Consider the following 22,872-nt stretch of genomic DNA (forward strand, 5'->3'; position numbering starts at 1 on the left):
TTTCACAAGCACTACAGCTATATCCTCCACCTCGATCTCACCTTCAACAGAGCCACCCGACGACTACAATGTTTCCCCGAGTCCTCCTTTTACGCCTTTGAATACCGAGAATGGCACAAAGAGCCGGATGAATCGGATTCGAACGAACCGACAAACTAAAACCGGCTTCCGCTCAAGGCCTTGCCCGGCTTTCCAGGTGGACTCAAGAGCGCCTCGCACGCAAAACGCACCGCACCCAGATCACCCAGCGGCCCATCGTATGCGCCGCGCAATGCAGCGCATATACACGTATACAGATCTCCCACGCATCCCTGCACAACATCTCTGCAAGTCCGCGCTGACCGCGCACAACTTCGTGCCGACCACGCACAACAAAGGCAACATGCCGTTCTCAATCCAAAAACGGAGCGATTGACTACAGCTTCGGGGACCGCTCCACTCTCCCATTGTTCCACTGCTCCGCCTTCACCCTTTCTGCGCGCAACGCGAAAGCCGAAGGGAGGACGGACCTGCATCGACATTCTCACATGCGAGAAAAAACAAACAAGCAGATGGACAAACGGAAGGATGAGCGAACGAACGGACGAACAAAACGGAAGGAGGAACAAACAACCGAGCAGACGGACGAACCAAACCAAGCAGACGGACGAACCAAACCAAGCACACGGAAAAACCAAACCAAGCACACGGAAAAACCAAACCAAGCACACGGAAAAACCAAACCAAGCCGCAAATCAACATTGTCCAAAATCCAATTCCCGCCCGAACCGACGACGTACGCATATACCAAATGCGCCAAACCGTAGGTAGATTCGAGAAATTCCCGTACGCGCTTCAACGCCTTTTTTCTTTTTACAGAAAGCCCTTCCTTAAGAAACTGGACTGATTCATACTCAAAAGGGAAACGAAAAGAAATGATCGACCGTTATTCCAATCCTGAAATCTCAAAAATATGGGAATTAGAAAACAAATTCGAGATCTGGAAAGAAATCGAGATCCTCGCCTGTGAGATCCGCATGAAACGCGGAGAAGTTCCTTCCGAAGACTTTCAAGAAATTAGAGCGAAAGCTAAATTCAAAGTCGAAGAAATCTTAGAAATCGAAAAAAAAGTCCATCACGACGTCATCGCGTTTTTGACCAATCTGAATTCTTATATTGGGCCTGCGGGAAGACATGTTCATTACGGACTGACGTCTTCGGACATAGGAGATACGGCCCTTTGTGTGCAGATGGTTCAGGCAATGAACCTCATTCTCAAAAAAACGGACGAATTGATCGCGGCCGTCCGGGAGAAAGCGATTCAATACCGCGACCTTCCCTGTATCGGACGCTCTCACGGAATTCACGCCGAACCGATGACTCTCGGGCTTAAGTTCGCATTATTTTTTGAAGAATTAAACCGAAATAAAAAACGTATGACCGAAGCCCGAGACGAAATCGCCGTAGGAAAACTTTCCGGAGCCGTCGGTACATACTCCAATATAGATCCGGAAATAGAAGCGTATGTTTGTGAAAAAATGGGACTTCGCGTCGATCCCATCGCAACCCAGGTGGTATCCCGAGACCGACACGCTTTTTATCTTTCCGTCTTAGGTGTGACCGCCGCTTCTCTCGATCGGATGGCCACCGAAATTCGCCTTCTCCAAAAAACGGAAGGACGAGAAATCGAAGAGCCGTTTTCTCCCGGGCAAAAGGGATCTTCGGCCATGCCTCACAAAAGAAACCCTGTGATTTGCGAACGTATCTCCGGGTTATCCCGGGTTATCCGCGCCAACGTAAACGTCGGGCTTCAGGACGTGGCACTTTGGCACGAGCGTGATATATCGCATTCTTCTGCGGAACGGGTCGTACTTCCCGATTCCACGATCGGTTTAGAATACATACTCGACAAGATGTTGTTCGTAATCAGAAATCTTCACGTATATCCGGAAGCGATAGAAAGAACGTTAGGCGTCACTCGGGGACTTATATTCTCGCAGAAGGTCTTGTTGGCCCTTATCGAAAAAGGAAAAATCGTCCGCGAAGATGCGTATCTGATCGTTCAGGAACATGCGATGGAAGTTTGGGGGAATCCTTCGGAAACATTAAAATCCAGATTGGAAAAGGACGATCGCGTGAGTCGAGTTCTTACAAAAAAAGACCTGGACGAGATCTTTAAAATCGAACCGTATTTGGAAAAAGTAGGACTGATCTACAAACGCCTCGGTTTAGAATCTTGAATCTCGCGGTTTTCGGACTCGGATATATCGGAGTCCGAATCCACGATCGTTTCCGTATTCTCCGACAACAGCGTGCCGATGGGGAATTTCGTCTTTCGACGTTTTCTTCCCGGACCAGCGTGGAAGGGACGGAACGGTTCGACTTCTCGGATCCTTCCGATCTACTTCGTTTTCGGAAAGGAATTACGAACGAAAATTTCGATCTGGGAATCGTAACGTTCCCGGTTCAAAAATTAAAGGATCCATCCGCTTTTTTCGAAGTGTTTTTTTCGAAGTGTAAAAGTGGGATTCTACTCGGAACCACCAGTGCTTATCGTCGCGAATCGGAGATCTTCGAAACCACGGAAACGTCGTCCGATCACGAACGCTTTATTACGGAAACGGAATGGTTGCGGCGCAAAGGCAAACTTCTCCGTTTGTCCGGAATTTACGGACCCGGCCGTAATCCGGCGGATTGGATCCGAAAAGGTTTGGTCCGAAAAAATTCGAGACAACTCAATCTGATTCACGGCGAAGACGTAGCGTTCGCGCTTTCTCTTTTGACCTTTAAAATTTTCGAGGAAGGATTTGAAACCGTTCCGAATGTTTTGAATCTTTCCGACAATCAATGGCATACTTGGAAAGAAATATTTTCGGTTTTGGAGGAGAACGGAAAAATCCCGAAAAGCGAACCGGAGGAATCGGCCAAAGAGGATTGTTTTATCGATAGCTCCCTGATTCGGAATTTGCTTCCTGATTTACAAACAAAAGACTTTTGGAGAGAGTTGGAAAATCTGGAAGGAATCGGTGATCACTGAAATAACGAACATTCTAAACTTTTTTTCCGTTGGCGGATTGGTATCGCTTCTTCTTTTTTTTTTCCTCCGCTACCGCTACGATATTCGGGGGAAAATCGCGGTATGTTTCATCCTTTCCACCTTGGCGTATCTGATTCTGAATCTGGACGTGTACGTTCAAATTCATCCTACTCTACGTAATCTTCTTTTTCTTTGTCTTCTTGCGTTGCCTTTTTTTTATTGGCTGATCAGCTTAGCGGCGTTCGACGATCATTTCGAAATCAAAAAGTGGTATTGGTTTCTGTTGCTCGGAAAGTTGGCGCTGTCCGCTCTAGTGACGTATCCGGAGCTGGGACAAATCTCTCTCCGAGGTCCGGTCGAATCGGAGAAGGCCCTTTCTCGAATCCTGATCCCTTCCATTTTCTCGCTGGGTTTTATTCTTGTTGCGGTGTTTCAGACGTATATGGGTCGCAAGGACGACCTGATCGAATCAAGAAGGACGTTGCGCCAAATCCATATTCTGATCAGCGGAATCGTGATTTCGCTTAATATTTTTACGCATCTTTTTCTTCGCGGAAAGGAAGTTTCAGAATTTCTGGACCTTCTCAACGGAATCCTTACTTGGGGTTTGATTCTCGCCTTTCAGTATCTTATGTTCGATCTGAAAGACGGTCTCATCGCGGAAAAGGCGGGGGCGACGGAAGAGGAAAAACCGCCTCCCGTCGATCCTCAACTGCAAAAAAAACTCATCGATGCGTTTGAAAAGGGAAAGTTGTATCGGTCCGAAGGATTGACGATCCGGATTCTCGCCGAAGAACTTCAAGTGCACGAATATAAACTGAGAAGACTGATCAACGGTAATCTGGGTTTTCGCAATTTCAACGATTTTCTGAACCGATACCGTATCCAGGAAGCCTGTGAAATTCTGCTCGATCCCTCTAAGGACGAAATTCCGGTGATCCGAATCGCTATGGATTTGGGATATCAATCCCTCGGTCCGTTCAATCGCGCCTTTAAGGAACTTACCTCGGTAACGCCTACGGAATACCGAAAAAATAGAACGGATCGCAAAATTAACCCGAACGATTTTGAAATGAATAAGATTAAATGAGCTGTCGCGGTTAGTATCGGATACAGCGCGGTCGTCTGATAAACGAGGGGCGGGAGGAGAACGATGTCTGAGTTGCTTTCGAAAGTCGGTTACGGCGGTTTTTTCGGGATCGTATGGGGTGCGCTTCTGCTACGTTATGTGCTCTTTGCGGGTCTTACGTTTTGGATCGTATGGATCCTGCTCGGTAAAAAATTATCCCATAAGCTGATCCAGGGAAAAAAACCGGACAAGAAAAAAATCCTACACGAAATACGTTACTCTCTGCTTACGTTCTTCGTTTTTGCGTTATCCGGAATTTTCGTGGCTTGGTCTCAGGTGAACGGATACAATCTGGTCTACGATCGAGTTTCGGATTACGGCGTTCCTTATCTACTTTTGAGCGTGGTAATGCTCATCCTTCTTCACGATACTTATTTTTATTGGACGCATCGTATGATGCACCATAAATCCCTTTTTAAACATTTTCATCTTGTACATCATAGGTCAACGAACCCGTCTCCGTGGGCGGCCTTTTCTTTTCATCCTCTGGAAGCGATCGTCGAGGCGGGAATCATTCCTCTTGCTTCGGTGATTTTTCCCCTACACCAGACTGCGATGTTCGTTTTTTTCCTTTATATGACTTCGTTGAACGTATTGGGGCATCTCTCGTATGAATTGTTCCCTTCCTGGTTTTTGAAAAGCCCATTTACGAACTGGCACAACACTACCACACACCACAATTTACATCATAGATTCTTCAACTGCAACTATTCCCTTTATTTCAATTTTTGGGATAAGGTTATGGGAACCAATCACGAAAAATACAAACAGACATTCGAAGAAATTTCCTCGAGATCGTCCTCTTACGAGGAGATAGGAGAAGTCACCGCGGCCGAAATCACTTCCAAAGACGCGGCCGCGGTATAAAACTATTCTACGATTCGAATTTCATTTCTGCACCAACGGAAATCGGATCGTAACCGAATATCCTTCCGGTCCGTTCGTTTCGGATGTCTTGCCTTTGAGCTGATGTGTAAGAAGCTGGATCAGTTCCGTTCCGAGCGAATCCTTTTTGGGTTGGGAATCGGCCGTTCTTCCGGGGCCGTTGTCGGTCACTCGAAGTCGGGCAAATCCTTCCCGATCAAGACCGAATTCTACCCGGAGTTTTTTCGGATTTTCGATTTTGGGAAACGCGTGTTTCATGGAATTGGTGATCAATTCGTTCAATATAAGACCGAGGGGAATTAAAATCGACTGATTGAGCATGATGGAATCGCATTCGATTTCGATCAAAAAATTCTTTTCGTCAGATTCGAAAAATCTAATAAGATTGGCTATCAATTTGCGGATGTAATCGGGAAGGAACGTTCTGCTTTCCACACTTTTCGAATATAACGTTTCGTGAATCATCGCCATCGAAGCGATCCTATTCTGACTATCCTCCAAAACTTTTCTTGCGTTCTGGTCGGTCGCGTATTCCGATTGAAGGCCGATCAAACTGGATAGGACCTGCATGTAATTTTTTACGCGGTGATGAATTTCGCGGAGCAGCAGCTCCTTTTCGCGAAGGGAATTGCTGATCAGCTCCTCGGCTTTCTTGGGAAGAGAGTAGTCTATGATCACTCCCTCCAGCCCCAATAGCGCTCCGTCGGAATCGAAAATCCCCACTCCCTGTTCGAAACACCATTGGATCGTTCCGTCCTTTTTACGTATCCGATACGTGATTTGATACGGAACCTGCTTTTCCACTCCGCTGGAAACGCCAGATTCCACCTCCGCCCGGTCCTCCGGAAGAATTATATCACCGAAATCTAATATTTTATCCTCTACGAATTCCGCCGGGGAATAACCGGTGAGTTGAAGGCAACCTTCGCTGATGTATTCCATCGTCCATCGCGGAGGATCGTTTTTGCACCTATATACGATCCCGGAAATGTTGCTGATGATCGTCGATATCTGTCTTTCGCTTTCCTTTAACTTTTCTTGGATGAGTTTGAAGGAGGTGACATCGACGATCATCGCAAGCGAGCCGTCGTAATTTCCCACGTCGTCGTAGAGTGGATTGGCGGATGCGATGGCGAATTTTTTTTCCCCTTTTTTATTGACGAAGTCGTATTCTGAAATTTCCGTAAGACCGCGTTTTCTGTCTTCGAGACGTTTTCGGACCGAATCCCTACGGTCCTCCTCCACAAGATCCAGAAGGTTTTTTCCGAGCATTTCTTCCGGCCTCATTCCGTACAACTCGCCGATTTTATTATTGGCGAACGTCGTGTTCCCGAATTTGTCTATGATCCATATACCTTCCTGGGAAGTGTCTATTATCTTTTTGTAAAGTGAATCGAGTTTGAATTCGGTCTCGCGGGACCATTCGAAATAGATGAGGAGTATTGAAATCGCGGAGCTGATGCGGAAAAAACCGCTCAATAAAAAACCGGCGATCGCGAATTCCGGAATAGGACGCAACACCGGATAATCCAAGATGTGGATTCCCCAGAGGATAAAATTCCAACCGGCGATCAGATTCCCCTTATAACGTAGGGACGGCACGCGGAGGAATAGGATTCCCGAATATACGTGTGCTCCTCCCACGATCGTATAGATCGGCAAAGACGCGATATAAGATCCTGGGAAATAAATTTCTTCCAAAAATACCCAGACGATGCCGGCTCCGAACACAGGATAAACTAGTTTAGGCATTTCTTTTTTGGAAAAAAGAAAACAACCCGCCAAAAGAAAATATCCCCGCAACAAGTCGGCGCAATGAACGGCGACTTCCACAAATTCGATCGATTCGAAAAACGAGCGTATAAGTTCTCCGGAGAGAAAGAACATCTGAAAAAACCACGAAAGCAGCCAGAAAAAAAGGAATCTGTGTCGCTCCGTCAAATATAGAAATAAATAGACAAGGTTGAGTATTATGGATGCCGTTAATGCGAAGAGGATGGAAGGAATGATCCAAGAAGATAGCATACGGTTCCGCGAAAGTTAAGCCAGAGTAATCACGGCCTAATTTTTCGCGCAATCCATTTACATCTATCTTAAGGAATATTCCCTCATACAATAATTCCCGGAAGGATGTTTGTATTCCTTCTTTAAGATCGCGTTTTTGCCGACGGCCGCGACGCGTATCGAAAACTTATCCGTCATTTCTTTTTGGCCGCAAACCGGAGTTATGACAAGCGCCGAATCGAATTCGTTCCAAGACTTCCATTTGTGTCTCGAGTCGTTGCGCACTTTTCCGTCTTTTAAAGTTTTCATACGCATCAAAAGGTCGATCTCCGACGCGATCAGTCTTCCTTTTTTGTCGAAGTTGAATTCCTCATGGAATCCGTTGAAGAGGATGTATTTCCCTTCCGCGGAAATTTTCGAAGTGAGATCACGCGCGGGTTGAAACAGATCGGTGCGGAATCCCTTTAGACAAAAATACTGCTTCTTCTCGTAATCGTCTCGCAAAAGCCCGCCTTCCCTTACGAATAAACTGGAGCTCCATAACACGATCACGATTCCGAACGCGGAAGCGATCCGTTTGTTCAACGCCGATCCTTCCTCCATAAACCGGAAGATCCATAACGAAAAGAACGTAAACAACGCGGGCAGAGGCGGAAAAACGTGACGAAGTTGTTTGTTGCCGGTCGTTGCGTCGATGACTACATATTGTAAAAACAGAATACAGGTCGCCGCGGTCAGAGGGTCTTTGATGGCGGAGAAAAAAGATTCCCGAAACGATTTCGAAGAACCGCGACGTTGCGTAAAGAATAGAAGGATCAGACCTAAGGTTCCGAAAAAGAAAACCCTAAAGATCCAAGGTTCTTGGAATACGTGGCTGATCGGACTCGTGTTCGTGGGGGAAGCAAACAACGCGAATATGAAACTTTTCACGTATTCGTTCACGATCATCTGCGCGTTGATCAAACTCATCACCCGATCCGGATTGGCGAAAATCCAGACAAGGGAAGGTGCGATCGCGTAGAGATAAAGGACGCGAATGGACGCCGGGGCGATCTTTTTCCATTCGTCCCTTTTTTGATATAAGAAAAGATTGAAATCCAAAAACAACAATACCGTGAGATAATAGATCACGAGTTTGAATTGTCTTTGATCCAGATTTATGTTCGTAACGACGCGCAACACGGGCAGGGAAACTACGAGCACCACGACTAAGACGAGAAAAATTCTGCGGAACCCGCGATAACGTTCCCTAAAGGAGAACTTTAGAATTTCAGAATATTCTTTCGGTTTGGAGACGATCTCGTAGAGGAATATCGCTATAAAAAGCAGAAGGCCGTACGGATATTTCGTAAAAAAAAGTCCGAACAGGGACAATAGGACGGACGTTTCCATCTTTTCGGACGGATCGAATTTCTTACGGAACGGATCTTCGTTCGTTTGTCGATAGAGTTTGTAAAGCGTGTAATACGTCCAGAGTAGAAAGAACATTCCCTGGGTTTCCAACATCGACGAAAGGCTATAAGACGGCGTCTCCGTGCTGTGTAACGTCAATGCGAGCGTTACGATCGATGTCAATCCCGCCTTCCAAAACGATCCCGTGATTTTATAAACGATGTAGAGGACGGTGGGAAAACAAAGTACGTAAAACGCCAATCCCAGAAACGAATCCTTCCAAGTGATCGGAAGATCCGGAGGAACGATCAACAAGAGGAGGGATAAGAAGGAGCGAAACGGAGGCCAAGTGGGCGACTCCAGAAACGGAAAAAACGCCCTCCACAATTTCCAATCCCGAAAATCCTGATACTGATCGAGCACTACGTTGAGGCGTATGTTTTCGTCCCAGGTCAATAAATCCTTCAGTTCGCAAGTCCTGAGAAAAACGTCCCAGTTGCGGATTCCCGTATAGATCGCGAGCGCGAGAGATAAGATACAAAGTAGAATTCCGGGTAGGATCAAACCGAGCTTTTTCACAATCGCCTCCGGTGGAAAAAGTTATTCCAGAAAAAAGGGATTACCCTTTCCTCTTGGACTGTTTCGAAGTTTTGGAAACCGACTCGTACACGTTTTCGATCACGTAGAGAGGTCTGTTCTTGGATTCGTCGTTCACCCTACTCAGATATTCTCCGATCATTCCCAAGGCCAACAACTGAGTTCCGCCTAATATAAGCACTACGATCATCATGGAACTCCAACCTGTGATCGTCTCGGACGTGAATATCCTCAGATAAATCACGTAAAGGGCGTATAACGCGCCGCAGAACGCGGTAAAAAAACCGAGATACGAGGAAAGTTTCAACGGCGCCGAGGAAAAGGAAGTGATTCCGTCTAACGCGAATTTGAGCATTTTGCCCACGGAGAATTTCGTGGTTCCTTCGAAACGTTCCTCGCGTTCGTATTCCAATCCGATTTGACGGAACCCGATCCAGGAGATCAATCCGCGGATGTATCTGTGTTGTTCCCTCATGGAGCAGAGAACGTCCGTTACACGGCGGCTCATGATTCTGAAATCGCCCGTATCGATCGGTATGTCAAAGCGGGTGATCTTCTTTAGAATTCTGTAAAATACGTGCGCGGTGAGAAGTTTGAACCAGGATTCTCCCGGTCTTTTTTTTCTCTGCGCGTAGACCACGTCGTATCCGTCGAGAAGTTTCGAGTAGAGATCGCTCACGAATTCCGGCGGATCCTGGAGATCCCCGTCCATCACGGCGACGGTTTGTCCTTTTGCGAAGTCGATTCCTGCTGTGATCGCCGTCTGATGTCCGCAGTTTCTGGAAAGGTTGACGAGTTTGTATCCGCGGTTTTGCGAACAGAACCGCTGTAACACGGAAAAACTTCCGTCTCTGGAACCGTCGTTTACGAAAAGAATTTCGAGATCGTTCTTTTGAAAGGAATGATCCCGCGACATCCGCTCTCGTAAAACGCCGAGCCTTCTCGTAAGTTCCGGGATGGTTTTTTCTTCGTTATAGATGGGAATGACTACGGAAAGGAGAGGAGGTCTTTCGGCCATAAGATATACCCGTTAGGATCGTAGGTGCGGGCTTTTTGTCCAGAATTATTCCCCCTTGCCGATGTTCGGTCGAAGTTCGTGACGCGGAGGTTTTGTTCGACGTAGAATCGAGAGAATCCCGTTTTTGCCCTGATTTTTAGTGCTCTGCTTAAAAATTCTCTTTACAAATTGCCAGGAAATTAAATTATACTTGCATCCAATATCCAAGTCAGGGTTATGAAAATCAAAGTCACCACGAAAAACGACGTCCACATCATCAAGATTGAAGGGCCGATCAAAGCAGGAAATGAGTTCGAGCTCGGACAAAAGATAGAAGAATATATTTCCAAAGGTGACGTTCCGAAATTTATCATCGATTTGAAAAAAGTTCCCTTTATCAACTCCGCCGGTCTAGGTATGTTTTTGAATATATACAAACACATCGACGGTTTAAAAGGAAGAATGGTTTTTACCAATCTCAATTCCGATATAGAGAACCTGATGGAGATAACCAAACTCGCGAGCATCTTCGAGATTTATAAAACCCTGGAAGAGGCTCTCGAATCTTTCGAATACTGATTCTTTCAGAAATCGTGGAAGCATTCAAACTTCATTTACTGCGTCATAAACGATTTTATTTTTTCCTCCTCAGTCTATTCATCATTTACAAATCGGTTTTCAATCGGTTCACGGGACAGTGGATCGTTTCGAAAACTTTTTCCGGTTTTCTCCGAGGTAGCGCCGAGTTCGAAGTCAAAAAATTCTCGCTCTGGTACGGACTCACGTTGGAAAATCTGGTTCTGCGATCGGACGCTCAATTCGGCGGAAGTCCGGTTCTGTCGGCGAAAGAGGCGGATATTTCCTACAATCTGCCTCTGTTGTTTTTCGGCCGTTTGAAACTTTCGAGGATCGCTTTCGTCGGTTTACGATTGGATCTACTGCAAAAAAAAGGCGTGTGGAACGCGGCCGCGTTGTTTCCTCCTTCGTCCGAACCTCCTTCTCCCGAACAAAAATCGGATTCTCCTTTGGGAGAAATTTCCACGTATCTTCCCGTAAGCGCCTATCTCAAACTGGAGCTGAAGGATTTGTTCGTACGGGTCGTTTCGGAATCGGGCGAGTCTTCGTATCAGGCGGGTGTGGAAGGATTTCATCTCGATCTGGAATTGGATACGGTTCGATTTCGAAAGATCCCGCTCGACGTCGGAATTCTAGGTTTGATCGATTCGGTCCGATTCCGAATGAACCCCGAAAAAACCGTACGAATCCGTTTCGAGGACGGTTCCAAGTCGATCGATCAGCCGTTTCGTCTAACGTTTGAATTGATTCGGGACGATACCGTTCCGGGAGGTATTCTCGTTTCCAGAGCGGACGTCGGTTCGGATTCGATTCCGATCCGCGTACAAAATCGACTGTTGGCCCCGTTCGGATTCGGGTTCCGTTACGCTCTCGGTTATTCCGAAAAAGAAGACAAGTTGCGGCTGGAGGATTTGGAGCTGAAGGTTGACAAGGACGTTTGGCTCCGTGGAAGCGGGGAGATCGCGGGAGTTTCCTCAAAGACGCGTAACGTATCTTTTTCGATCACGAATTCTTCGATTCGACTTCGACCTCTTTCCGACTTTTTGGCGACGGTTCCCGGAATTCCGAGACTCCAGTTGGACGGCGAATTACGTCTGGCTCCGATCTCGATTTCAGGAAAGGATACGCGTCTGAAGTTGGGCGCCGATTTGTCCGCGAAAGATCTTTCGATTTCTATCGGAGGAAAAACACACCGTATCCCGAATCTACGGTTGAACGCTGACTGTGTCTTCGATCCTTTCTCGGAAGAATCCGCGACTTCCTCCAAACCGGTTCCGATGTTGGAAAATCTGGAACTCAGGGAATTCTCCGCGACCTATAACGGAATCGGAATCGCGGCCTCGGGCGGTATCAGGAACGGTTCGGCGCTCGACCTCGAAGTAACATTAAAAAATTTGAATATAGTGGATTACGTCCCCTCGCTCGGCGGAGTGTTGGCCGCGAAGGTGAAGGCCGGAGGAACATTCAATTCCTTGCATGTGGATGGAAACGTTCAGCTCGCTGGTTTCCGTTTTCCCATGGGAAGAGGCAGATCCGCCCCGATTCCGGCGGCGCTTTCCCTGAAATCGGGGATCCGATTCGATAAACCTTTCGTCCCTTCGTCCGTGTCGATCGATTCGCTCGTTTTGGAAACGAAAGGATCGGAAGGTAAGGAATCGCTCTCATTCTCCTCGCACGGAACGATGTTTCTCGGCGAAGGCTTCCGGGCGGATTTCGATTCCGTCTTCTTTCGGGTCGAATTGGACCGACTGACCCCCTCGCTTCCCCTTTCGTTACGCGAAAGCCTGATTCCGGTTCGGAACAACTTAGGAAATAAAATTTTGATCAACGGAAATTTTCGTTATTCCCTGATCGATAAAAAACAGGACGTCTCCGGTAAACTCAAGGTCGATCTGCCGGGAATTCAGGTAGAAGGTTTACGCGCGGATTTGGAGGCGGGGATCGCAAAAGATTCCTCGATTACGATTTCCAAATTCGTTCTGGATGCGTTTCAATCCAAATTCAGATTGGAAGCGGACGGTATTCTGAAAAAGGCCTCGAAGACGGAGGATGGGGTTTTCGGGGATTTGATTCCGGACTTAAAGGGATCGGCGGTTTTAAAGTCTCCGAAACCTGCGTATCTCTTTCAAGGTATTTCGTTCGACGGTTTTTTTTCGATCGGTTTTCGTCTTAAAAATTCGCTCGCGAGCGGATCCTTAATTTCTAAAAACTCTAACTTCGGTTATGCGAACGGCCTTTGTCCCGGCGAAGATTGTAAGTTATACAGGATCGAAGGTTGGAACGCGGAGTTTCCGTTTACACACGACCTTTCCGTTAAGACGACGCAGAATCTCATCGACGGAAATAAGGAAAAATTCATCAAAACATACGGTCGTATCCCCGAGCCGAACTTTACGATCAATCAGATCGTAGGAACCCATCCGTCTTTGAAAGGTGTTCCCTTCGATTACGTAAAATCGAAAAACGGACAACCCGGGTTGTCCGCGCGCGTGGATTACTCGGAGAATTTTCTAAAATTAGAATATTTGAAAGCGTTCAGTTTGGACGGTCTGATATCCGGTAAAAACATTCTCGTCAACGTCGGAGGGGGAAAGCCGGAGGCGATGGAATTCGCGGCGGTCATCCAGATCAAAGACATAGACCTCAAACAACTTCTTCCTTTAAAAAGCAGATCCAAGATCGACGACGGAAAGATCAAGGCGGATCTCAACGTCTCCGGAAGAAATCTGGCCGATCCGATTCCCAACGTCAATCTGTTCTTCAGCGTGTTTCAGATCGGTCAGGATTTCGCCAAAAGCGCCGTGAACATTTTCACGCCTTCCAACGTATTTACGGATTTTATCTACAACAGTTACGCGGTGGATAAGATCGAAGTGGAACTTTCCAAGGGACTCGTATACGCGGTCATTCAATTTAAACGATCGATCCTGAATACGATCATCAATCTGGAAAACAGCCAGATCTCGCAACAAAGAATGCCATTGGCGAATTTTTTGAAACGGGCGAGATCGGAAATCGACACGTATCAATAGGAGAAATCAACCGTGAAAAAGATGGTTTTCAAACGCGTTTTTTCCGTTTTTATTTTTTGGCCGCTTTTCGCGGATTGTATCATCAAATCGCCTTTGATCACGTTTACACAAACCCAGACTTCTTCTGAAAAGCAGATGATCGGAGAGGATAGGATTCTGGAGAAGGACGGCTGGCTGATCTCTTCGATCAAAACCTCGTCCGCGGGTTCCGAGGTTTGGAAAAAGGATTTTTCCGGCGATTCCAACTCGGAAGAAGATAAGAATATTCTAATGTCCTTAAGAACCCTCGCGTATCTCGCTCCCGAAATCAAAAATTGGAAAGGAGAAGGATTTTTGGCGGAAGGATTGGACGGTAAACTCAAGATTAATCCCGTTTCGGCGGAGGCGGGTATCCGGGAAGAACTTTCCAAAAAAGAGACTCGATCCCGCTTAGAAAATCTGATCTCCATCGCCAACGAACACAGAACCAAGGCGATCGCGTCCCGGCTCGTAAACGTTTCTTCCAAATCCTCTTCCAAAGAAGAAGCCGAAACTCTTCGTCTTCATCTCGAACGAACCTGGTATCGTCTCGTTGAGAAGGGGGAGTTTTACGAAAAGTCTCCCGGAAAATGGGCCCGTAAGGAGTAGGTCATGTTCTTTCGAGCTACACCGTTTTTTCTCTGCGTCCTTTTTTCCGTTCACTGTTCTCTATTCCGTTCCGCCGCAAAAATCAAACCTCTGGAATTCAACTATTCCTCGATTGCGGTCAATTATTTCACTCCGGAAAACGACAAGCCGTTTCCTCTTACGGTTCAGAGAGGGAATAACCTCTACAACTCCACCACCGCGGACGGACGTTATCTTTTTTATACGACCGGTCAAAAGGGAAATTACGATATTTGGTTCCGAGACCTTCAGAGTTCGATTACGGTTCCGGTTACGGAACATCCCGCGGCGGAATTTAAGCCGGCAATCAGTCCCGACGGAAAAAAACTCGTGTTCGTATCGGAACAATACGATTCGGCGGGCGATCTCGTCCTTTTGGACATGGATCCGAAACTCTGGTCCGAAAAAATCCTCGAAGGGAAACGGTTTCTAAATTCCGATTTTATAATATTAACGAATCCTAATTTTGAAGATTCGGGGAAAAAGGACGGTTATACGGATACGGACCCTTTTTTTGCTCCGGACGGCAGAAGGCTCGTTTTTTCTTCGGATCGGTTGAGTCCCGGCATTCAAAATCTGGTGATTCTGGATACGGAAGGGAAAGACGCGCCTAAACTTCTTACGAAAAAAGGAGGGGCGTCTCCGGTTTGGTCGGCGGACGGCAAAAGTATAGTTTATATTTCGTATCGGGACGGTTCGACCGGGGACGTTTATCTTTTGGATCTCGCGTCCGGCAAAGAGGATCGTCTCACCTCAGACTCTTATCTGAATTTTTCACCTTCCTTGTCCGCGGACAATCGTTACCTCTATTATACTTCTATTCGGGGCGATAGTAATTCGAACGGGCGTCTCGACGAAAGGGACAATAGTCTAATCGTTCGAAAAGACTTGAAGACGGGAACGGTTCGATTGTTGACTTCCGGGAACGATTCGTTGTTCGATTCCCGCTTTTCCGCCTTTAACGGAGGTTCCGTACTTTTTACTGCAGCATATTATAATACTCTAAATATCTATTTCATTCCGGCGTCCGGATCGGTGTCGAAGGAAAAGGACATCATCTCGCAGTACGAACTCGCTCTGAAATACAGGGACAAACAAAGTTTCGAAGACTTTCTACTCGCATTGGACGCGATCGAATTCTACTTCGCGGAAGATCCGATCTATCCTCTGATTAAGTCGAAGGCGCTTATCCTGAAATATAAGGAAGCGAAAAACTCCGGGCGGAACGGGGTGGCCGAAGCGGCTAAAAAGGAAATTTTCGCCGGCAAGTTTCATCCGGCTTTCGGTCTCGGTTACGGACTGTTTCTCGTAGAGGAAAGGAAAAATTCCCCCGTCTCCGCCGTCGGCGAACTTCGCAAATATTCACAACAAATGCGTTCCGTGAGCGGGGTGGACGCGGATCTTTTGGCTTCTTTGCTCGAAGAAGAAGCCGACCTTCTGGCGCGGACTTCGGGGGACAGAAAACAAGCGTTGAAACTATATGAGGAAATTTTAAATCAATTTCCTAAGTTTTATAAGATCAGAGACATATATAGGAAGTCGGGCGATTTGCAGTATAAGGACGCCCGATCCAATTCGTATTCCGTCCCCGAAACCTTCGTTCGTATCGCGGAGGATCCTCAGGCGGGCAAAGAAGATCTGCGTCTTTTGTACGAAAGGATCGATCGTGAAATCGTAGACGGAAAGGCGTTTTCCGAAAGGATCGATGCCGCCGAAATTTCAATTTCGTCTAACGCGTTGGCGACTCGTTCCCCTCGTTTGTTGCGTTATTTTCTCTTCGTTAAGGCCCTCGGACTGAACGGTAAGGGCGGATTCGAAGAAAGTAATTCTCTAATCGATTCGTTTTTATCGGCGGTCCCCGAGAGCGATCCTTTGTTTTTGAAGTCCCATCTTCTTAAGTCGAACAATTTCAAAGGTCTGGGAGAAGTTCAGAAATCCTTTGATGAACTGAGGATTTACCTGGAAAAATACGATCCCCTTTTGGGAGTCGATTTGGAAGAGAAGGACATCGAACGTTCTTTCATTTATTTCGAAAATAAGGCAAGGGATCACGATCGAAGGGGCAACCTTCAGGACGCGGCATTCCATTATTTTTTCAACACGGAGAACATGTTCCTCGTTAAAAGTAGGAATTTGTTTTTGGAAACTTTATATAAGGAATACGCGGTATATTACCAAAGAATGATGGTGGATTCCGTGTTTAAACTTTCGGGCTTTTTGAGCGAAGAAAAACGGAAGGCGCTTTTAGGTAAGATAGACATCATCGATCTTCGTAACGTGGATCCTTTAGCAGAAGAGGGGCTGACTTACATCAATCAGTATTATAAGATCGCCGTTCCCCGTTCGCGACCGGTGCTCGATCTCGCTACGCTTTATGGCTATTCGTATTATCTCGTAAATCGGAGCGTAATACGCGAGTCCTATTACAATGCCGCAGATTCGATGACCGCTGCGCGCAAAGAGGAGATACTTCGCGATTTTAAACAGGCAGAATACGAACTTCGTTGGATCATCTTCGCCGATCCGAGATATTACGAAGCCTATCAGCTTTTAGGTTGGATGTATCAGTATATCGACATTCTAAAAAGCAGAAAGTCAGGAGAGGATCAGCCCAGCGACGAAGAGAAATATTCCGGAGTTTATAAGAAATATTTTCCCGAGAAAAACTTCGAAGAAAACATAGAACTTTACAGTCAGGTATTGGAGTTGCTCGGGGAATCCTTCGAAAACAAAAAGGCGTTGTCCGACCTTCGTTTGAATTTGGGGAATAATTATTTTCTTTTGAAAAATTATCCGAGAGCGAACGAACAATATTCCAAAGTTGATTCGCTTTCCGACTTTATCATTTCGAAAACGCAGTTCGAAAACTACAGACAAAAAGCGATGTTTCTTTTTAATTCGGCGAGGTCTTCTATTTACGTGGCCGATTATAAATCCGCGGTCGTTAAGCTGAAATCGGCCGCTCGTCTTTATTTCGAAAACGAAGCCAAACGCACCGTTGTAGGCAGAGACAGTGCGGAAAAACTGCAACAGTATAAACTGAAACTAGCCCTGATTTTCACGTTAACCGGTCTTTCTCATATGGAGTCGGGCGAGTTCCAAAACGCGATCCTCTATTATAAGGACGCGCTTTCTCTAAACGGTGAAAACGGATGGATCGATCCCGTTAATCTTCACAACGGACTTGCATTGTGTTATCAAAAATTAGGAAAGTATAAATTATCGGAATCGCATCTCGTCGAAGCGGAACGTATCTACTCCGGAAGAGGCGGCGTAAACTGGATTCCCAAAGGGGTCAAACTCACGTTCTGGGATTATTTTTGGGACTTCGTCTGGGACGTGGCGGTTCCGGACGGGGTTCGGATTTCCGGGGAGGGGCGTTTTCCCGAAGCGATCTCTCCCAAATTCCAACCGCTTATGACAACGGGAATCCGCGTCAACAACATGATCCAATCCTTGGAGACGGAAGGGGCTTTACGTCAGATTGAAGAGCGTCTAACGTATGTGGATGCAAAGGGTTTGTCCTCCACTTTGGCGGGTTCTTTGATTCAATCCAATTCCTACAACGATCTAGGATATATTAATTTTAAACGGGAGGACTTCCGATCTGCCGTCGGATTTTACGAGGACGCACAAAAATTGGAAAAGGACAAAGGGTTCGTTTCCAAGGCGCGAAGTTCGTTCAAACGTGGGTTATATTCTTATTTCGCGTATTTGGAGCATACAAAGGAGGAACCGGCAAAAGAAATAAAAACGTTAAACGAAACCCTGGAGCGTTTGAACGATCACAAGAACGACTTTATTTCCTCCTGTTCCGGCGAGAAAATTCCCGAAGAGGAGATTCATTCCGAATTCAAAAGATGTAATTTACGATTTTATAACCTATTTCCGGATCACGATCCTCTTTTGTCATTGGTGTATTATTACTTGGGACGGCAATATATGCGTTCCGGAGACCGTTTTTCCGCTTTTGAATTCTTCGGTTTGGCGGCGGGGCTTTTGGAGAACCCTTCTTCGGTTCCCAGGGAACTCGTCGGACTTTCCGGTGATCCGTACTCTCGAAAAGAGAGGATTTTTCATTCGATCGGAAGAGCTTCCTTATACGTTTTGCTCGGAGATGATGAACGCGCAAAACTCGTCTTAGATGGTTTGGCGGAATCCACGAACGAATTTTACTACATCCAGGAATTGATAGAGGCGCTGGTTTTATACGCTGAAATTTTTCTTAAGGACGGGAATTTTTCAAAGGCAAGGGAAAAGGTCGAAAAGGCATCCTCTTTACTTCTTTCGCACCCGCATCTGATCGGAGAACTTAAAAGTTTCGTAATACGTAAACTTTATAAAATAGGGGCGGAATCGGCTTTCGAAACAGGCAAACGTTCGGAAGGGTTTCGAAATCTCGATAAACTCCGTAAGATACGATTGTTTCGTCAATTTGCAAGAATATCCCACGAATCGGAGGAAGGCGGTTTTTCCGATGATACATTAAAACTTCAGAATATTCTAAAAAAGCAAAAGTCCGCGTATGTATCGATTCAGGCGGCACTCGAAAATAGACAAAAGTTCGAAGTTCCGCTTCGGGACTATCAGAGTTTCGTAAGGGATTTCGAAAAACATCTTGCGGATATGAAATCCAAAAACCCGGATTTGGAAGGTTATCTAGGAATTTATTCGGACGAACCGCCTCCAGCCGCTTTTTTGAAACAGGGCGAAGGTTATCTAAGGTTGGAATCGTCCGGTTTCAAAACGAGGATGTATCGGACGACCGATTCGAAAGAGGAGTTTGTGGAGGAGGCTCTTCCGGTACAGGAATTCTTGAAAAAAAACGCGGAAACCGTTAAGGCTCCTTATTCTTCCGTAAAATCATGGTTCGTTCAGATCGGAGAAGGGATCGATTTGAAGAAGATTAATTCGGTTCTTCCGACGCGCAGATCCTTCGTTTCCAGGGTTTCCCATCTAAAACAGCCGCAAAGGAAGGATCTGCGCGTCCTTCAATCGTCCGCCTTAGTCGAAGGTTCACCTAACAACGGTTCTACGATCAAGGTACGGAGGATCGCGCCGAATGAAATCCTATCCCGGGTCCTAGACACCGATCTTTTGATTTCCCCTCTGCCTGATGTAAAGGGAGACAATCCGTTCGGAGAATCCTTTTCGCAACGGGACGTCGCGCTCAAGGAGCTGCTTCATCAACGGAATGAATTTTCGGCGGCAGTCTTTTATTCGGATGTTTTTCCTGACGCGGAAACCGTTTCCGATCTTTACGAATTGTTGAATGCCGCCGGCATCGGCAAAGCAGTGTTATGTGTATCGAGCTCGGAATGTTCCAAACGTTCCCCCGAGTCTTTATTCGAAAACGAAATTTCAGAAGGTTTACTTTTGGGTTCGGCCGTTTTACGTATACGGGATCGGAGTCGAAGTATTCCCCGGTTCGATACCGAACCTAGAAACGAGGAAAGAAAGGAACGAATCCGCAACGCGTATTCTTCCGCATATACGTTGCGCTCCGCGCAGTCCTTCACCGATCCGATTCGCTCCGGAGAAACTGAATTGCTTAGACTCAAATGGAAGTTGAGTTCTTCCGCTTCCTTGAAGGAAATCTACGGGAAGGCGTTGTCGGATGCGAAATCCGATTCCGAAAAAGAAGATCTGCTCGTATCGGCTCTTCTAACCTGTTATCTGGAAAAAAAACCGGAGGATTGTGAGAACGTTTCGGAACGGGAAATTACCGATCCGAAAAAAAAGGACCGGATCGGAACCTTGAAAAAATTTCGAACCGGATTTTCACCTCGTCCTTCCGAGTTCGAAACGGCCGATTCCCGGGTGGATCCATACTACGACCCTTATTTATATTATAAGAATATTCTAAAAATTGCAAGAGATTTATACGAACCTGAAATCGGAGAATTCGCGGCAAAAAAAGCCCTGCGAGAAGCTAAGGATTCCGAAGAAGTGAAAGCGGTGGAGGAGATTCTTCAGGGTTTATACGCACAAAGATATTTTCTGGAAGGGACTTCGCTTAATAAAAATCAAATCAAAAGAAAAGACGAGTTGTATCTAGTTCTTTCCGGTAATTGGAAGGAAGCGTTGGAAGTATTGAGAAAAAGAGAAGAGGAGGAAGACACTGGACGTTTTCGGGAGCGTATGTTTCAGAATTGGAAAAGAGAGATTACGGGCGCATGGTTTTCGCCTTATTCTCTTTACTCCGAAGTATATGGAAATTCCCCGAAACTTTTCGAATCCTTGGATCCGGAAGAACGCTCTTTACTTTTTCATCTGATCTTGTATTCGGTTCCGTTTCAATCGGGGGAAGAGTCGGATCTGCTGGCGGAGGCCTTGGTTGATTTCGAATGGGCCTCCGGCGCCAAAAACAGAGTTCTCCGTATGGTCTTGGAATACGCCCAGGCGCTCTTTACGCGCGGGGAAACGGATAAATGCAAGATCTGGTTGGGGAAAATGCCGTCCAAATACGCGATAGGTCCGGATTACGAAGAAGTATTTAAAGATTATAATATACTAATGCAAAAGATCGCTTTTTCGGAAGGGAAGGTTCTTGGATCGTCTTTTGTGCCGCTCGGATCGTGGGTTTCCTATTACGAAAAGGCGCGCTCAAAATCGCCTTCTGAATTCGTCGAACTACTGAACGATACGGTCCGATCGAAACGGGGAATTCAATTTAGTTCTACAGAAAGAGCTGAGTTGTTCGATTTTATTTCGTATTTGCAGAGTTTGTCCTTTCGAAAGAATAATTCCGAAACTTTTTTCGATCTTGCGTTCGCCAAGGATCTGCTTTCTACAGTCCGTCCTATTTTATTAAACCGAACTCCGGATTTTAAAGATCTTCCCGAATTCGAGTCAGTATCTGAACGTCTTAAGGAGAAACTTCCCAAAGATCAGGAGTTTCTTGCGGTTATGGATCTCGGAACGGAATCGTATTACATCCGTTTTACGAAAGGGAAGTCGAAGGGGGATCTGGCAATCAAAGACAATCGTAAATTCCGCGCGGCCTTGTATCAGTATCTGGAAGAAACTTCGAGGGGGGGATACGAAGTGCTTTTACGAGAGGAGTTGGAGAACGAATACAGGAAAAATATTCGACTTTCCAAGAATCGTCTAACGTATCTTTACCTGAGTTCCTATCATTTCAGAGTTCCTATCGTACCGCGTACGGAAGATCGGTTTTATATCGTGACGGATCCTGCAGCCTTGCTTTCGAATCCTTTCTTCGCTTCCAAAGAGGAGTTTTATCCGGAGTATCAAATCCAATTTCTTTCCGAAACGAAGTCGGCGAGTGGTTGGCAAAAAACCCTAAAGGAGCTGGAAAAATTCGAAGCAGGTTCGGGGCGAATCGGATCCGATGCGAGAAGTAAGTTATATGTTTTACAGGATCCTTTAGAGATCGTAAATCAGGTGAGTTTGACCTTGGCGGGCAAGTCCGTTTTCGATTATAGGTCCGAAGTAAAAAAAGGTAACTGGATTTATACGTCTTCCTATCTTGAAGAGAATCGATACGATATCGAAAACTATCGGGATGTTTTTTATCGGATCGGAAAGGGATTTGTCGGTCCCGGAATCGTTTTTATTGGCGAACAAAGTGACACTGTGCATGTTGAATTCGTGAAACGATTTTCGAAACGGAGTACGACCAGGGTTCCTCTGTATATCCGGTTCCAGGAAACGTTAGATGCCATTAAGGAATCTCATCCGTTGGATCGACTCTGGAACGGATATCGGATGTATACGAATAGTCTGATCGAAGAAGAGGTCCCGTAGTGATTATGAATTTGTTTCGAATCTTCATTCGCGCCGATGTTCGGAGCGTTTCGTATTTTGTTTCGTTACTTTATTTTGCGTTACGTTTTCCGTCGCAGGGTTTGTTTCGAATTACGTACGGAGCCGTATCTGATTTCTGTGGATTTTCCGCTTTTGTATGTGAGCGCTGGAAGTTTGGTGTTGTTGGCGCTCGCAACAAACGTCGCGGCTTTGCTTCTAAACTTGTGTTCTTTTGTTACTGTTAAACTCCGCTCTTGTTACAAAAAATCGCATCGGCCTTTTCTAAGTTTCGATTGGTTTCGCTTCAGAGTAAACCGCAATGCGGCAGACGATTGAGTGGATGTTAGAATGTTAGTCGGCTCTGGTTGGCCCTTGGGTTTTGCCGATTCGAAATTCGTGATTTTCGATCTTCAATTGGTAAGTTTGAGATTTCGATTTGTTCAATGTCGCTTCGCTGGATTCGACTTGGCTTGGCTCGACTTGACTTGGCTTGGCTTGGCTTGGCTTGGCTTGGCTTGGCTTGATTTGATTTGATTTGATTTGATTTGATTCGACTTAGCTCGACTTGTGACTTGACTTGTGACTTGACTTGTGACTTGACTTGTGACTTGACTTGTGACTTGACTTGTGACTTGACTTGATTCGATCTGATTCGACTTAAGTTGACGCAGCTGGATTCGACTTGCTCGGCTCGAACCGAACCAGAATATTTTCTCTGATTACAACGCAAGTGCCCGCGATTTTTTTCATCGGAAGCGTGACGTTCGTGCAAGCCGTGGAACCGAGTGTGGTATGGGATATTTACTGCTCAACAACGAAGAAGAAATTT

The 22,872-nt window shown here is 46.1% G+C and carries 12 protein-coding genes; 9 read left to right on the top strand and 3 right to left on the bottom strand.

The window, feature by feature from the left end; all coding sequences use genetic code 11:
- The first annotated feature begins 914 nt into the window (after positions 1–914).
- The 4 genes from purB (at position 915) to EHQ17_RS04145 (ending at position 5,012) form a co-directional block, all read left to right on the top strand.
- Positions 915–2,219, top strand: coding sequence for an adenylosuccinate lyase (gene purB, locus EHQ17_RS04130; protein ID WP_135590212.1), 1,305 nt, complete (start codon positions 915–917; stop codon positions 2,217–2,219).
- Positions 2,216–3,016, top strand: a complete 801-nt coding sequence (locus tag EHQ17_RS04135; protein WP_135590213.1) for a Rossmann-fold NAD(P)-binding domain-containing protein — start codon at positions 2,216–2,218, stop codon at positions 3,014–3,016. The genes purB and EHQ17_RS04135 overlap by 4 nt, the downstream gene beginning before the upstream one ends.
- Complete coding sequence (locus EHQ17_RS04140) at positions 3,006–4,106, top strand: AraC family transcriptional regulator (RefSeq protein ID WP_135590214.1); 1,101 nt, start codon at positions 3,006–3,008, stop codon at positions 4,104–4,106. Before EHQ17_RS04135 ends, EHQ17_RS04140 begins: the two co-directional genes overlap by 11 nt.
- Before the next feature lie 63 nt (positions 4,107–4,169).
- Complete coding sequence (locus EHQ17_RS04145; protein ID WP_135590215.1) at positions 4,170–5,012, top strand: sterol desaturase family protein; 843 nt, start codon at positions 4,170–4,172, stop codon at positions 5,010–5,012.
- A gap of 21 nt (positions 5,013–5,033) precedes the next feature.
- Here the strand turns inward: EHQ17_RS04145 and EHQ17_RS04150 are convergent, their stop codons facing one another.
- From EHQ17_RS04150 to EHQ17_RS04160, 3 genes are all read right to left on the bottom strand, one after another.
- Positions 5,034–7,055, bottom strand: a complete 2,022-nt coding sequence (locus EHQ17_RS04150; protein ID WP_135590216.1) for a PAS domain S-box protein — start codon at positions 7,053–7,055, stop codon at positions 5,034–5,036.
- Between the two features lie 63 nt (positions 7,056–7,118).
- Entirely contained in the window at positions 7,119–9,005 is a 1,887-nt protein-coding gene (locus EHQ17_RS04155; protein ID WP_135590217.1) for a hypothetical protein, read from the bottom strand.
- A 40-nt stretch (positions 9,006–9,045) separates the two neighbouring features.
- On the bottom strand, positions 9,046–10,041 hold the full coding sequence (locus EHQ17_RS04160; protein WP_135590218.1) for a glycosyltransferase family 2 protein: 996 nt from the start codon (positions 10,039–10,041) through the stop codon (positions 9,046–9,048).
- A gap of 216 nt (positions 10,042–10,257) precedes the next feature.
- Here EHQ17_RS04160 and EHQ17_RS04165 point away from each other — a divergent pair, with 216 nt between their 5' ends.
- The 5 genes from EHQ17_RS04165 (at position 10,258) to EHQ17_RS04185 (ending at position 22,577) form a co-directional block, all read left to right on the top strand.
- On the top strand, positions 10,258–10,599 hold the full coding sequence (locus EHQ17_RS04165; RefSeq protein WP_000695903.1) for an STAS domain-containing protein: 342 nt from the start codon (positions 10,258–10,260) through the stop codon (positions 10,597–10,599).
- A gap of 14 nt (positions 10,600–10,613) precedes the next feature.
- Positions 10,614–13,628, top strand: coding sequence for an LIC_11026 family protein (locus EHQ17_RS04170; protein ID WP_135590219.1), 3,015 nt, complete (start codon positions 10,614–10,616; stop codon positions 13,626–13,628).
- A 21-nt stretch (positions 13,629–13,649) separates the two neighbouring features.
- Positions 13,650–14,255: a DUF1318 domain-containing protein gene (locus EHQ17_RS04175; protein ID WP_135590223.1), complete on the top strand. Its 606-nt coding sequence runs from the start codon at positions 13,650–13,652 to the stop codon at positions 14,253–14,255.
- A 3-nt stretch (positions 14,256–14,258) separates the two neighbouring features.
- On the top strand, positions 14,259–22,043 hold the full coding sequence (locus EHQ17_RS04180; RefSeq protein ID WP_135590220.1) for a PD40 domain-containing protein: 7,785 nt from the start codon (positions 14,259–14,261) through the stop codon (positions 22,041–22,043).
- Positions 22,044–22,391: 348 nt separating this feature from the next.
- Positions 22,392–22,577, top strand: coding sequence for a hypothetical protein (locus EHQ17_RS04185; RefSeq protein WP_135590221.1), 186 nt, complete (start codon positions 22,392–22,394; stop codon positions 22,575–22,577).
- The last annotated feature ends 295 nt before the right edge of the window (positions 22,578–22,872 follow it).

This window comes from Leptospira gomenensis (assembly GCF_004770155.1).
In the GTDB taxonomy this organism is placed as follows: domain Bacteria; phylum Spirochaetota; class Leptospiria; order Leptospirales; family Leptospiraceae; genus Leptospira; species Leptospira gomenensis.

What these genes read in the sequence shown, in the direction of transcription:
- EHQ17_RS04165 (WP_000695903.1), top strand. Translation starts at nt 10,258, where the DNA reads ATGAAAATCAAAGTCACCACGAAAAACGACGTCCACATCATCAAGATT.
- purB (WP_135590212.1), top strand. Translation starts at nt 915, where the DNA reads ATGATCGACCGTTATTCCAATCCTGAAATCTCAAAAATATGGGAATTA.
- EHQ17_RS04180 (WP_135590220.1), top strand. Translation starts at nt 14,259, where the DNA reads ATGTTCTTTCGAGCTACACCGTTTTTTCTCTGCGTCCTTTTTTCCGTT.
- EHQ17_RS04145 (WP_135590215.1), top strand. Translation starts at nt 4,170, where the DNA reads ATGTCTGAGTTGCTTTCGAAAGTCGGTTACGGCGGTTTTTTCGGGATC.
- EHQ17_RS04150 (WP_135590216.1), bottom strand. Translation starts at nt 7,055, where the DNA reads ATGCTATCTTCTTGGATCATTCCTTCCATCCTCTTCGCATTAACGGCA.
- EHQ17_RS04175 (WP_135590223.1), top strand. Translation starts at nt 13,650, where the DNA reads ATGGTTTTCAAACGCGTTTTTTCCGTTTTTATTTTTTGGCCGCTTTTC.
- EHQ17_RS04160 (WP_135590218.1), bottom strand. Translation starts at nt 10,041, where the DNA reads ATGGCCGAAAGACCTCCTCTCCTTTCCGTAGTCATTCCCATCTATAAC.
- EHQ17_RS04185 (WP_135590221.1), top strand. Translation starts at nt 22,392, where the DNA reads ATGTTAGTCGGCTCTGGTTGGCCCTTGGGTTTTGCCGATTCGAAATTC.